This is a genomic window from methanotrophic endosymbiont of Bathymodiolus puteoserpentis (Logatchev) (genome assembly GCF_900128525.1).
Classification (GTDB): domain Bacteria; phylum Pseudomonadota; class Gammaproteobacteria; order Methylococcales; family Methylomonadaceae; genus Methyloprofundus.
Window position 1 is genome coordinate 47831 of the sequence record NZ_FQTQ01000063.1, and the last position, 12686, is coordinate 60516.

The window sequence follows — 12686 nt, forward strand, 5'->3', positions numbered from 1 at the left end:
TAATCGTGCAAAATTATGTGCACAAAAAGTAGATTCGAATTTACAAACCCTGTGAGATTTTAATGCGCTTTTTTAGCAATGGCGGACTAAAGTCCGCCCTACCGTTTTTAGGTATCTATGCATTCATTAGTCTGTTTTGGGCTAGTATTGTTGGTTCTACTAACGTCGGCTTAGGGCTCTTTAATGCTGTTAGGACATGCTCGACATAAAGTGTAGCAACATCTAGGTTTAAACCTTCTTTTCCACCGCGAAAGCCACCAAAAGCAGAGACTTCAAAAACAATGGCAGAGTTTTCCGTTTCAGCGACATCTACGGTGGTGTAAGTCATGCCAAATAAATTTTGCGCTTTGGTCGCCATGGCAATAATTTCATCTGATGGCTCGGCTGCTGCATAGCTGCCGCCACTATTAATCGTAGTATTCCATGCATCTTTTTTACCGACTCGAGCATAAGCACCTAAATAGCGCCCGCCGAGAAACATTAAGCCCATATCACGGCCACCTAAAGCAACTTTTTGCTGGATATACATCATTTTGTTATCCGTTTTAAAGGCTTCGACTGCTTTGCGTATTTTTGCTTTGCCATCTTTTTTACTAATGACGCACATGCCGCGAGCTTTAGTTGAATAGAGCGGTTTGAAAATAGCTTCACCGTATAATTCAACGGTTTCAATGGCAGTTGTGATATCTTCGGTAATCATGGTTTTAGGCATGGGAATATTTGCATTACGCAAAGTGACTGTACAGCTTAGGCGGTTAATTAAGCGTAATATTCTTCCCGGGTTGCTACAAACTTTAACGCCTGAATTTTCTGCAATACGTAATAACTCTAAGCGATCTAAACTATTGGGTGAATAATGATGGCCTATTTTTTTAATAATAATGGCGTCTAAATCGCACAAATTATGCTGTTGATAATTAAGTGAATTAGTTGCTAAGTCTAAAGAAACATCATCCATATCAATGACTAAACGAAACCCTGTTTTTGTCTCAATTGCATCGGCTAGTGTTTCAGTGGACCACTTTCCGGGCAAGCCGACAACGCCTATTCTTAATTTATCCAATAAAAATCTCCTTAATGGGGGCACGGTAAGCCTCTCTATGTTTGGTATTCAAGTTGAGTACCTGTTCTAGTAATAGTCGGGAACGGTAAAACATGGCTTTAGCCAAAGTTTTATCCAAGGTGAAACGAGTGGAGCTGGCTAAAGAACGTGCTAGGCCTAAAGCTAGCCGAAGTTCAAAAGTATCATCTTTATGTTGTCGTGCAAATTCGGCAGCAAATTGATAGATTGCTAGGTTAACTTGTAAGACGCGCTCTTTATGCGTTTGATTAAGTGCTTTTAAGCGATAATTCGAGACCATAAAGACGGAAATATCTTGGACATAATCCATAAAACAAGAGCGGTGTAAGTCGATAAAGTTAATTTTATTATATTGTGGGTCATAAATAATATTATCAGTATTAAAATCACCATGTATATAGACAGAAAAAGGAGCAGCAAGTGTTTTCTCTAGTTTATGTGCTTGTTGCAATAATTCAGAAAATGAAGGAATACTGATGCCTGCAATGTACGTATGTTGTTGCTGAAAGCTGGGGTGAATCGCATAAACATCCGATATACGTTTTTGTAATTGCTCTATATATTGTGCATTGACAGGGCTTTTTCGTTGAGTCTTTTGCCAAATATCAGAGAGTGTAAGGCAGAGCTGTTTTAGTGATGTCTTTTGTAATTTGTCAGAGCCTTGTAATAATATATTTTCAAAAGTACTCCCCGCTAAATGTTCAATTAATAAGGCAGCAGACTGCCCTTTTTTTTGATAAGACAGTATTGCAGGCGCAATGCCAGGGTATATCTTATGCCAGCGTTCCACGCATTGATATTCTTCTTTAAGTTTTTGTTTTTTGCCTTCTTTAAAGATAGCAATAATATCTTCTTTATTAGCTTCACTAACCCCTGATATAGCACTGCCTGAGCGAGTTTCAGCTAGGGTATCCAAGACTAGGTTTTTGCTGGCACCCTTTTTATGTAAATGATCTACACAGCGGGATAATGAGTCATAGCGGTCTACGCTAATCGTTTGGCCTAAGTTGTTCGATAATGTCGCATCGCAAATTTTCAGTAGGGCATCGCCCATAGATTTAATACTTTTTAGGACAAATAGAGCGGCAATAAGCTCATCAGTATGTTTTTTTGTTTTAAGTGCTTTACTATATTTATTAATGAGTTGCTCACAATGATGACTTAATTTTTGTTGAATTTCTGCTATTTTAAGTGCTTGTTGTGTGTCACGATCTTGATTGGCGCGTGCAATGAGGCTAATACCTAAAGCAACACGATCAAGTAGTTGCTCATATTCATCACCAAAGTCATAATCGTTATTCTGAAATCCAGTAATGTGGTGTGTGCAGTCTAAACATAACTCAGCAATGCGCTCTAAGTTATTGGCGATATTATTAATCGAGCGGAAGGTAACAGCATTGCTTTCATTATCACCGGCTTTAAGGCGTTCTTGGTAGCTGTCATTATGTAAACGTATTTTTAGGTTATGAATATAGCCGATGCGATCAAAACTAGTGCTAATAGTACTGGTTTCCGTATTGGCAATATAATTTTGCAAATTGGCTATTTGTGTACCGACCTCAACAATAAGAAAACATAGGTTGCTACGCTGATTTTTTTGTAGTTGAGTGGACAATTGGTTTTTCCTAGGTATAGTTTTTGTGATATTTCGGTTGGTTTAAATAATCGCCCAGGGGCAATCGTAACAGAGGGTATCGGTGTTATTGAGACGTTGTATAATTAAATTTAACTATTGCTTGGTTTGCATTGGATAATATGCGTGAGTTAAGTTGATCTGGGTCAATATGATTTTCACGATCATTCTGGCCGATTAAGTCTTCACGTATATGTATAGTAAGACGAGCCAGTGCACGAGAAATAATATCTGACTCTATTGAATTCAATGTCATGTCTGATACCGTTGAGGAAATCTCTGATACGAAACGGCCATATTCCTCCAGAACCGAAGGAGAAGCTGCAATCGCAAGACGGTGACTAAAAAACTCTAGGTGTAATAAATCCATCTGGCTTAATTCAGCCTTGCCTAGGACTTTCTCAATGTCATCGATAATAGAGAGATAAAGCTGCGATTTCAACTCCATATAGCGTACACTTTGTTCCTTTTTAAGCTCGACTTCAGTTTGTTTGTTAAGCAGTAAGGCGGTGATCAGTACCGTCATTAACGTCCCCATGACGATTAATACAACTTCCTGCGCGAAAGGCATTTCATCTGTAATTTTATATTCGTAACGTAATAACAGATAACCACCAATAATAATGATGGCGGTTAATAACAACAATACAATCTTATAAATAGTATGACTCAATTTCATTATGATTAATTTTATTTGGGTTATGCACTTATGATTTGAATTCAGGTGAAGGTAATAGGTAACTTAAATTCTTAATAGCAGATTATATGAAAATCTGTACCAAGCAATAAACCAATGAAATAGGAAGAACTATAAAATTATTTATTGTCAAGACCGTTTTTTGTGTAAATAAAGTGAAATTTCTATTTTCAATTGATCGTCGCCAAAATTTCTTGCCATAAAGCCTGGTAAGCTTCTGTAGATCGACTTTTATTGGTGTAGCCACCTAAAGGCATGCGTTCCAAGCCCATACGCTCAATATCACTCGCATAAGGGATGGCTGTTTGTAGTATATCAGGGTGCTTTTCTGACAATGTTTCCATAATTTCTCTATGCATTTTTTTGCGACGATCAGCCATAGAGAAAAAGGGGATAAGCTTTAAGTCTTTCAGCTTATTTTCTTTTATAAATGTTTTTAGTTGCTCTAAAGTGCGTAGTGATAAAGTTGTCGGAATAATCGGTGATAACAAAATATCTGATGTTTCAAAAATAGCTTCCGATAAAAGGGAAATATTAGGTGGGCAATCAAGAAAAATAAAATCGTAAGAATCGCTGAGCGGTTGTAGTAATTTCTTAAGTCGCTGAGTAGGTTTTTTACGTGTATCAAGAACTAAATCTAAATTTCTAAATGAAAAATCTGCAGGTAGTAAATCAAGGTTTTCAAAATCAGTGGCCTTAATTAGTCCATCTAATTCACGTTCGCCTGCAATAAGCTCTTTGCTGCCACCTTTTATTTTAGGTTTTACTCTAAAATAATAACTACTGGCACCTTGTGGGTCTAAATCCCAAACTAAAGTTCGATAGCCACTTTGCGCGGCAAGATAAGCTAAGTTGACTGCGGTGGAAGTTTTGCCTACACCGCCTTTGATACTGTATGCTGCAATGACTTTCATGATTTTTTTACCTCAATTTGAGGTGCGAATAAAGATTTAAAGACAATTCTATTTTCTTCCTGCTTAAAAAGTTTATATTGCTTGGCAAAGTCATGACGCGCTGCATTACGCATGCTATCTAAATATTGAACTAAAACACCCATAGCTAAAAAGGTATTAGATTCAACTTTATTGGCCATCATTTCTGCGCTAAATTTCTTTAAGCTATTTTCTTGTACTTCATAATCCTGGAAATCGCCCAATACTGATTGAAAGCCTTTTAAGGCTTTAATAAGTGCTTTAATTTCATCGGCCGGGTAAAGGCTTTGGAAAAATTCCATTAAATAACGTAGCTTTTTACACGTTTTTCTTAAGTCATGCAATGATTCTGCTGGAGAATCTTCAGTGATTTCATTTGCCTCTTTAATTAGACGTTTATACACTTTCCAAATACGTTGGTCAGCTAACTCTTTGATCGTTAGGTTTGCTGCATTGCTACAACCTTTTTCAGGTAAAGGCTCTTTTAAGAACTGTTCCCATGCAAGCAGTTGTTTAATGTAATTTGGATTTTTTAAGTGAGTGGCTAATTCAGTTTGTGCTTGTTTTTGCTTTTGTTTCAGAAAAGTATAGAGCGGGGTTATATCCTCTTGTAAAGATTTGGGTAAGGCAGCTTTATATTGTTGATAGTTAAGCAGGTAAACATCTAAATCGCGTGTGGCGCTGGTGATTTGTCCAAGCCAAGCAAAAAAACTAGCGTACTGGGTGACTATTGAATCAGGAAATACATTTTTAATTTGGCTTAAGCCAGCACGCGTACGTCTGATAGCAACACGATAATCATGTAAAAATTCGGTATCAATATCAGCGATAGTGCCCGCTTCATTGATTTTTATAGATTTAAGTAAAGCACGATAAATAACTTTGCTGGCTCGGTCTGCACGTAGCTCTGGATCAAGTTTTATCACTAATTTAGAGCTATAGTCTTGTGCTTTTCGCCCTTGTAGTTTTAATGCGCTGTTTAATATGGAGCTTTGTGTCGGTACTAATGCTAGAGATTTTTCTAATAGTTGGCTGACTCGAGCCACAGCTTTTTCATAACCTTTTAACGGTTGTAAGCTAATGCGACTGCCTAGATTTTCATAGGCTTCAAGCTTAATACGTACTGTGGTTTTTTGATCTTTATTTAAAACATTTATATGGAAGATCTGATACGGTAATTGACAGAGTGGTAATAAAGCACGCATTTCTAATATTGGGTCTAGCTGGGTTTTTAATCGTCCATCTTGGAATTGATTACTAAAGCTAGGGACTTCTTGTTGATTTTCTAAGGCAAGACATTTGCCAGTATTTCTGTCTATTAAGCTAATATGTGATGCTGATTTAGACTGGTTTAATTCACAAAGTATACCCGCACTATAAAGACGCCAGTCAAAGCTATCGTAAAAGGTTTTGGTTGCGTATTGTTCTGAGGCTATTTGAAAGTCAATCTTTTTACCTAACTTACTTAAAAATTTTTCCGCTGCCATATGTTCAGGCAACTCAAAGTGTAGAGGTAGTGCTGTCATTTGAATTTATGTGGGTTAAGTTGAAAAATAAGGTCCATTACTTACCTATAAATTAACGTCATATTGTAGATAGACCTTATAAAGGCTAAAAGCTGTACTTGTTTATACGTCGTGTAACGTTAACGTTTCTTTGTAATCATATCAGACTTAAAAGATATTTTAGCATGCTATATTGCTAAGGATTATGACAGTAATAAATAAATGCACCTGACAGTGTAGTGCATTTATTTATTGAATTATGTCATTTAAGAAATTAAGCGTTAGGCTTTTTCGCTAAAGGAAGCTTTGCGCCTATCTGAGGATACGCGGCGGTTGACGATCTGTTTCATACGTTTTGATGAGGTACGGCGTGTAGGTCGTTTTCGCCTTTCTGTTTTGACTTCCGGCGGTTGCTCTTCTTCATCAATAATAGTGGCATAGCGTATTACTTTTTTGGGCTTAGTGATGGGGTTGACTGCGGGGACATGAATATAGGGGATTTTAATCATAGCTTTAAACCTTATTATGTATATAAACAAGTTATCGGCATGGAAGGAAAAAAATTAATACTAAAATAGTAAGTTATTGAGTAAAAATAGAAAGAGCTTTACAAAATAATATAAGTATATTATAAAAGACTTAATCTTTTTGCCCCCAAGCGCTAGTTAAAAACTATACACTTTTAGGACAAGGTTTTAGTATTCAAAAAGCATTTCGGAGCGATATATTGCATTATTTTATAATGACTTTTAGTCGTTATGAAAATAACCTATGGGTTTTTAGTCCATAGTTTTGAGTTACCTTACTAGGAGACTACTATGAAGAATAACGTAAATATTCAGCGCCGCAAACTTTTAAAGCTTGCAGGTATTAGTGCAGCAGCATTAGCCACATTTCCTAGTCTACTTAATGCTAAAACAATGCGAGTGGGACGGCATGCATCTCCTGATTTTAACCCAGATATAGAAATTAAACTGACAGGCAAAGTGAAGTACGTGCCGATTTTTAATGGTCCACAAACTCGTGTCTGGAAAGTTATAGGTGAAGTTTTAAAAGGGCCTGCAAAGACCATTACCAATGAAAAGAGCTATCTTGCTCCAACGATTCGTTTACATAAAGGTCAGAAAGTTCGTATCTACTTAAATAATGAATTACCTTCTGCGACAATATTACACTGGCATGGACTACATGTACCTTCTGAAATGGATGGTAATCCTATGTATGCTATTGACCATGGTGAGACTTTTGTTTATGAATTTGAAATACTCAATAGAGCGGGAACTTATTGGTATCATGCCCATACCCATAGTTTAACAGCTAAACATGTCTATTCAGGGCTTGCAGGTTTTTTTCTTGTCAGTGATAACGAAGAGCAATCGCTTAAATTACCAAGTGGTGAATTTGATGTACCTTTAGTTATTCAAGATCGTAATTTTGATCAACAAAATCAGCTTAAATATGCTGGCGGCATGATGATGAAGATGCATGGTTTTTTAGGCGATCAGATTTTGGTGAATGGTACACCGGATTTTGAATTACCTGTGGCAACACGTGCTTATCGAATGCGTTTACTAAATGGCTCTAACTCACGCATCTATAAATTAGCTTGGGATGATGGCACACCAATAAAAGTTATCGCTACAGATGGTGGTTTATTAGAGCATGTTGAAACGCTTCCTTATTTAACACTAGCTCCTGCGGAGCGACGAGAAATCTGGGTTGACTTTAGCCATAAAAAAGTTGGCACGGAATTGACCTTGCGTAGTTTAGAATTTTCTTCTAGTGGCATGGGAGGAGGCATGGGTATGATGGGTGGCGGTCGTCGTGGCGGCATGATGGGGGGAATGGGTGGCGGCGGAGCACATGCAGGAGAAGATTTTTCTGTACTTAAAGTGCGGGTTAGTAAGAAAGTATCCAGCCATGATGTCTTACCGAAACGATTGAGCAAAATAACGCCTTTACGTTTAGCCGATGCTGAAAATCCTCATTCACCACGCCGTATCACTTTATCCATGCGTCATATGTCTGCCTTGTTAAATGGTCGCTCTTATAAAATGAATGATATTAGGGCAGATGAAATTTTTCATGTCAATACTTTGCAATTAATGGAGTTTGACAATGGTTTTCATCACGGCATGGGTGGAATGGGTGGAATGGGAATGCCGCATCCTATGCATTTACATGGAGAACAATTTCAGGTGGTTAAACGGGAAGTTAGAAATAAATCCGGTAAAGGGTACGCCTCAATTTCTGCAGGGTTTTTAGATAAAGGCTGGAAAGATACTGTATTAGTTATGCCGGGTGAAAAGGTAACTATCTTAAAGCCATTTAATGACTTTACTGGACCATTTATGTATCACTGCCATAATTTAGAGCATGAAGATATGGGGATGATGCGTGACTTATTAGTGAAGTAACCATAAAGTATTAGTTAATAATGTTTTGTCGATCGCCTATCTTTGATAAGCGCGATCAACATAGTCAATGCCAAATCAAGGAGTGAATATGTCAAAAAGCACACAGATTAATATTAAAGGGATGCACTGTAGTGGCTGTGAGTCAGTTATCGAAGATGCGTTAATGGAAGTTTCTGGTGTTATCGAGGTCAAGGCTGATTATTCAGCAGCCAAATGTTCTGTAGACTATGATGAGAGCAAGGTCAGCCTCGATGATATTTATCAAGTTATTGAAGGCAGTGGCTATCAAGTCGAGCTAACGCCAGATGATAAAGGTTCATTTTTTGTAAAATTGAGTTTGTCCTTATTAGCTTTAGTCGCTATCGTTTTATTAATGGTTTTTTCGCGAAAATTATGGCATCAGTTTAGTGTGCCTGAGATTAGCTCGCAACTAAGCTATGGAATGATTTTTGTGGTTGGCTTAATTACCGGCTTACATTGTATTGGTATGTGTGGCAGTTTTGTCATTAGTTATACTGTGAAAGATGCACAACAAGGTCAAGCACCTTATTTATCGCATATCTTATATGGTGTAGGTAAGACTTTATCTTATGCTATGTTTGGCGCGATATTTGGCTTTATAGGCTCCGTGATTAGCATTACTCCCTTTATTAGCGGTATGAGTATTTTATTGGCTGGTACATTTTTAATTTTATTCGGCCTGAATATGCTAAATGTGTTTGCTGTGTTAAGGCGGATACGATTTAAACAGCCAGAAGCGATGACGCGCTATGCTATGAAAAAAAGGCGTAATGCACGTAGTCCTTTTTTTATTGGTTTTTTTTCCGGTTTTCTTTTAGGCTGTGGCCCCTTACAAGCAATGTATATTATGGCTGCTGGTAATGCTGACCCTATTGAAGGGGCTAAATTTCTAGCTTTATTTGGCTTAGGAACGTTACCTGCGTTATTGAGTTTTGGCATGGCAGCGCATTTGCTTTCTGAGAAAATGACACATCGTTTTTTACAAGCATCGGGCATTATCCTGATTGTTATGGGAACAATGATGCTCAATAAAGGCTTAATGAAAACTAAATCAGGTTATGATTTTCAGTCAATTAGCACGAGACTAAGTCAAAAAATGATCAATGAATAATTACACAATTCTGCGTATTTCTATGGTTAGCATTTTAATTTCTGGGAAACTTTTGTTAGGTTTTTATGGCTAAAAAAACTTCAAACCAAGAACGTGTGTTTCGGGCATTAGAATTTATAAATCTTGGCTATAAAGACTATATTGGTGCAAGAACTTTGTTGTTAAATAAACTTCCTTTACAAGGTGCAACTCTTGGTAGTTCAGCTGTTGAAAAATATATTAAAGCTCTTTTAGCTGTTCGTGGTGAAAATACTCAAGGACATTTAAAAAAAGCACATATTTCTTCACTGAAAAATTATATTCCTGATTTAACAAAAAAACTAAATTCTGAGTTTTTAGATTTTTTAAGGAAGTGTTATTCATTACGATATACAGATGGCTTACCACAAAATTTCAATATTTCTGTATATGCAAGAGAAACTTTAGCTGAGTTAGATTACACTATATTTAATATGGAGTTTCAGCTGAATTTTCAGCACGCCGAAGGGCATGAAATTTATTCTATGTATCGTAGTGCATATAAAGCAGGGGATACAAGGTTGTTTTCAGATAATTATTTGCTATTAAAGCAAGATAAACAGATGTTTTTATCAAATCCAGATGTAGCATATGGAATGAGAAATAGACCAAATAAAGGAATACTGGAAGTGGAATTTAAAGTATTTGAAAGTATTAAGGATGGTAAGTTTTGTCGTGAAGCCGTAGTACCTGTACAAACAGAGCAACATGAGAATAAACCTAACGAATAAGGTTAGATTGTGATCGCGAAGCGAGCCACAATCTGAACCGTTTGTTGGACAAGCCCGGTTTACCCTTTGAGATGAATTCCGCTATTGCAAATAGCTTTTTGCTGAACAGCCCGAATAATGCATTGAGCTTCTATTTTTTAACCCTTTTACCGAAAACGGATGGATTTTCATTGCGATCATCCATAAAGCCCCTTTTTTTACTCATTTTCACCTATTATCCCTGTTTTTAGAGCAGACAATTGCCTTGGCTCAAGATAGGCCACTTTTCCCCTTTACCGGTGAGTGATTGAAGATTACATAATCAATAAATGCCTCCAGTGCTTAAGTCGGCACCAAGACTTGTCCGTTCATTTTTACCCTGAATACTTCGGCAATGGGAATCCGAGTTCGGCCCACCTGCATCTTTCCACCACAGCAAGTACAGGTCATCTGGGGACGCTGTCGCAGGCCTATTTTTTCCAGCATCTTTTTGGGGGTCAGTTTACCTAAGGTAAGTAGAATGTTGATCATTTTCTTGCTATTAGGGTGCAAAAAGCCATAGTTTCTGGCACGGCGAAATCCCGTTGGCAGAACATGCTGTAATACCCGCCATAAGAATTTTGCGCCTGTTTCTGTTCGGGTTTCCCAACGCTTGGTCTCACTGTTCTGATAGCGGAAGGTGACCTTGCCATCCTGGACAGACAGAATATCCTGCTCGCGGATGACACCACGATAAAGATAGCGCCCCAGATAGACCAGCGCTTTGCCGCCTGAACCGACTTTTTTACAATTAACAATCCATTTTTGGGGCACGGATTGAGGCAAAACTAAGTTTTCCTTGGCCAGTTTTGACAATAGTTTACCGCGAAAAACTTTGGCGAGCGCTTTATGGTTAAACAAATATTTCCCGTGTTTGGTACGCACAAGCTTATTGAGCTTATCAACCGCAATAGCAGGCATGACGGTATGGATATGCGGGTGATAGTCCAGATTCCTAGCATGGGTATGTAAAACGGCAATCAACCCCGGATCTCCCCTTAATTTTTTGTCATTGCGACTGAAGGATTGCAAGGTCTCCCAAACACAGTCAAACATGAATTGATAAACACGTTTCTGGTGGTTTTTAGCCAAAGGCCTCAGCTGTGCAGGTAAGGTAAACGTGATCATAAAGTAGTCGCCCGCCACCTGTTTCTTCAGCTGATTCTCAATCCACAACTGAGATTCATGATGTTGGCAATGCGGACAGTTGCGATGACCGCAGGAATGCGGAACAAAAGATTGATGGTCACAGTCGATACAGCTGACCTGCATAACAGGGCTGAATTTTGTTCGGCAGATTTTAAGCGCATTCAACGCTTTTCGCTGAACTGGCAGAACCTGCCCTTGATAGCTGTTAAGGAAATCCGCCTCAAACTGATCAATGATAGAGGAAAGTAAAATCATCTAATCGCCCCCCACGACACGTTAAAACCACCGATCAGCTGATTGATACGCTGTTCAGAATGATCGCAGCTCACATCGGTCAGATGCGCATAGCGTGCCGTTGTCAACAGAGAACTATGCCCCAAGAACTGCTGGAGTTCCAGTAATCCAACGCCGGATTCTAAAAGATGTGTGGCATAGCTGTGACGTAGCGAGTGACAGGAAATCTTTTTTTTAGTCCCATTTCCTTAGTCACAAGTCCAATTGTCTTCTGCACACCTCCACGATCAAGCGGTGATTCAGCCAGATGCGCACCTTTTAGCCCCCGCGTCCGATTGGGGAACATCAATATGGGGTGCCGATGCAGCGCCCAAAATTGACGTAGCACCTGCAAGGTAGCGAGGGGCAAAGGGACAAGACGATCCTTGTTGCCTTTTGCATTGCGGATATGCACCCGCATTCGCGTGGCATCAATATCCCCTACCTTCAGGTTTAAGCCCTCGCCCAGACGCAAGCCCATACTGTAAACCGTAAAATAGAATACGCGGTAGCTTAACTGACGTGTCGACATAAACAGCTGCTGTGCCTCTGCAACCGTCACGATATCGGGAATACGCGTACAGCGTGGTGGTTTTATCATCGGAATATCGACCCAAGGCTTAGCAAGGACATGAGTGTAGAAAAACTTCAATCCATAGAGGTCTAGCTTAACGGCACTCCAGGAAAGGCGGCCAAGCAGATCATGAAAGTAATCCAGCAGCTGATCTTGAGACAGATTATCCAGATGCCCGTTAAAATAGGTTGCAATACGACGAATAGCCCGTGAATACGCCTCAATCGTTTTAGGTTGTAAGCCCTGAAGTTTTAAATGCTTGCAGTGGAGAGAATAATAATGGTTGTATTTTGATTCAAGAGATGGTTTCATAACGACGTAACCTCATTGTTAGTTTAATGAGCTTGCAGGTTACCTTCCTATGCGAATAGAAGGAAGTGAGGTTACAACTTTAATTACCGGCGTGGTGGTTCTTTTCTCCGCGTTAGCGGCTTCGTCCAACAAGGCAAATCCAGCGGATAGTTTAAAGGGGCGATGATTTGGTCGTTAGAATCTTTTGCCATTTTAAAAGCATAAGTCACGATAA

The 12686-nt window shown here is 38.7% G+C and carries 10 protein-coding genes and 1 pseudogene; 3 read left to right on the top strand and 8 right to left on the bottom strand.

Features of this window, described 5'->3' with window-relative positions; all coding sequences use genetic code 11:
• Window positions 1–115: 115 nt before the first annotated feature.
• From BQ7314_RS05200 to BQ7314_RS05225, 6 genes are all read right to left on the bottom strand, one after another.
• The gene (locus BQ7314_RS05200; RefSeq protein WP_174482649.1) at window positions 116–1063 is read right to left on the bottom strand and encodes a GAK system ATP-grasp enzyme; all 948 of its coding nucleotides are present in this window, start codon (window positions 1061–1063) and stop codon (window positions 116–118) included.
• Complete coding sequence (locus tag BQ7314_RS05205) at window positions 1056–2696, bottom strand: phosphotransferase (RefSeq protein WP_174482650.1); 1641 nt, start codon at window positions 2694–2696, stop codon at window positions 1056–1058. The genes BQ7314_RS05200 and BQ7314_RS05205 overlap by 8 nt, the downstream gene beginning before the upstream one ends.
• Before the next feature lie 85 nt (window positions 2697–2781).
• On the bottom strand, window positions 2782–3393 hold the full coding sequence (locus tag BQ7314_RS05210) for a hypothetical protein (RefSeq protein ID WP_174482651.1): 612 nt from the start codon (window positions 3391–3393) through the stop codon (window positions 2782–2784).
• A 188-nt stretch (window positions 3394–3581) separates the two neighbouring features.
• The gene (locus BQ7314_RS05215; RefSeq protein ID WP_174482652.1) at window positions 3582–4325 is read right to left on the bottom strand and encodes a ParA family protein; all 744 of its coding nucleotides are present in this window, start codon (window positions 4323–4325) and stop codon (window positions 3582–3584) included.
• Window positions 4322–5869 carry a CHAD domain-containing protein gene (locus tag BQ7314_RS05220; protein WP_174482653.1) on the bottom strand — a complete coding sequence of 516 codons (1548 nt, stop codon included), beginning with the start codon at window positions 5867–5869 and terminating at the stop codon, window positions 4322–4324. The genes BQ7314_RS05215 and BQ7314_RS05220 overlap by 4 nt, the downstream gene beginning before the upstream one ends.
• 260 nt (window positions 5870–6129) lie before the next feature.
• Window positions 6130–6357 carry a hypothetical protein gene (locus BQ7314_RS05225; protein WP_174482654.1) on the bottom strand — a complete coding sequence of 76 codons (228 nt, stop codon included), beginning with the start codon at window positions 6355–6357 and terminating at the stop codon, window positions 6130–6132.
• Window positions 6358–6666: 309 nt separating this feature from the next.
• On the opposite strand from BQ7314_RS05225, the gene BQ7314_RS05230 reads away from it, so the two are divergent.
• The 3 genes from BQ7314_RS05230 (at window position 6667) to BQ7314_RS05240 (ending at window position 10146) form a co-directional block, all read left to right on the top strand.
• Complete coding sequence (locus tag BQ7314_RS05230; protein ID WP_174482655.1) at window positions 6667–8265, top strand: multicopper oxidase family protein; 1599 nt, start codon at window positions 6667–6669, stop codon at window positions 8263–8265.
• 88 nt (window positions 8266–8353) lie between these two features.
• Window positions 8354–9397 (top strand): urease accessory protein UreH domain-containing protein, encoded by a 1044-nt coding sequence (locus BQ7314_RS05235; protein WP_174482656.1) that lies wholly within the window; start codon window positions 8354–8356, stop codon window positions 9395–9397.
• Window positions 9398–9462: 65 nt separating this feature from the next.
• On the top strand, window positions 9463–10146 hold the full coding sequence (locus BQ7314_RS05240; RefSeq protein WP_174482657.1) for a HEPN domain-containing protein: 684 nt from the start codon (window positions 9463–9465) through the stop codon (window positions 10144–10146).
• 321 nt (window positions 10147–10467) lie between these two features.
• Here the strand turns inward: BQ7314_RS05240 and BQ7314_RS05245 are convergent, their stop codons facing one another.
• On the bottom strand, window positions 10468–11568 hold the full coding sequence (locus BQ7314_RS05245) for an IS91 family transposase (RefSeq protein WP_174482658.1): 1101 nt from the start codon (window positions 11566–11568) through the stop codon (window positions 10468–10470).
• Window positions 11565–12472 (bottom strand): annotated as a pseudogene (locus tag BQ7314_RS05255) (tyrosine-type recombinase/integrase). Before BQ7314_RS05255 ends, BQ7314_RS05245 begins: the two are co-directional and overlap by 4 nt.
• Window positions 12473–12686 lie beyond the last annotated feature (214 nt).

Coding starts and splice junctions, on each gene's coding strand:
- BQ7314_RS05235 (WP_174482656.1), top strand. CDS start 8,354: ATGTCAAAAAGCACACAGATTAATATTAAAGGGATGCACTGTAGTGGC.
- BQ7314_RS05245 (WP_174482658.1), bottom strand. CDS start 11,568: ATGATTTTACTTTCCTCTATCATTGATCAGTTTGAGGCGGATTTCCTT.
- BQ7314_RS05215 (WP_174482652.1), bottom strand. CDS start 4,325: ATGAAAGTCATTGCAGCATACAGTATCAAAGGCGGTGTAGGCAAAACT.
- BQ7314_RS05220 (WP_174482653.1), bottom strand. CDS start 5,869: ATGACAGCACTACCTCTACACTTTGAGTTGCCTGAACATATGGCAGCG.
- BQ7314_RS05210 (WP_174482651.1), bottom strand. CDS start 3,393: ATGAAATTGAGTCATACTATTTATAAGATTGTATTGTTGTTATTAACC.
- BQ7314_RS05230 (WP_174482655.1), top strand. CDS start 6,667: ATGAAGAATAACGTAAATATTCAGCGCCGCAAACTTTTAAAGCTTGCA.
- BQ7314_RS05240 (WP_174482657.1), top strand. CDS start 9,463: ATGGCTAAAAAAACTTCAAACCAAGAACGTGTGTTTCGGGCATTAGAA.
- BQ7314_RS05225 (WP_174482654.1), bottom strand. CDS start 6,357: ATGATTAAAATCCCCTATATTCATGTCCCCGCAGTCAACCCCATCACT.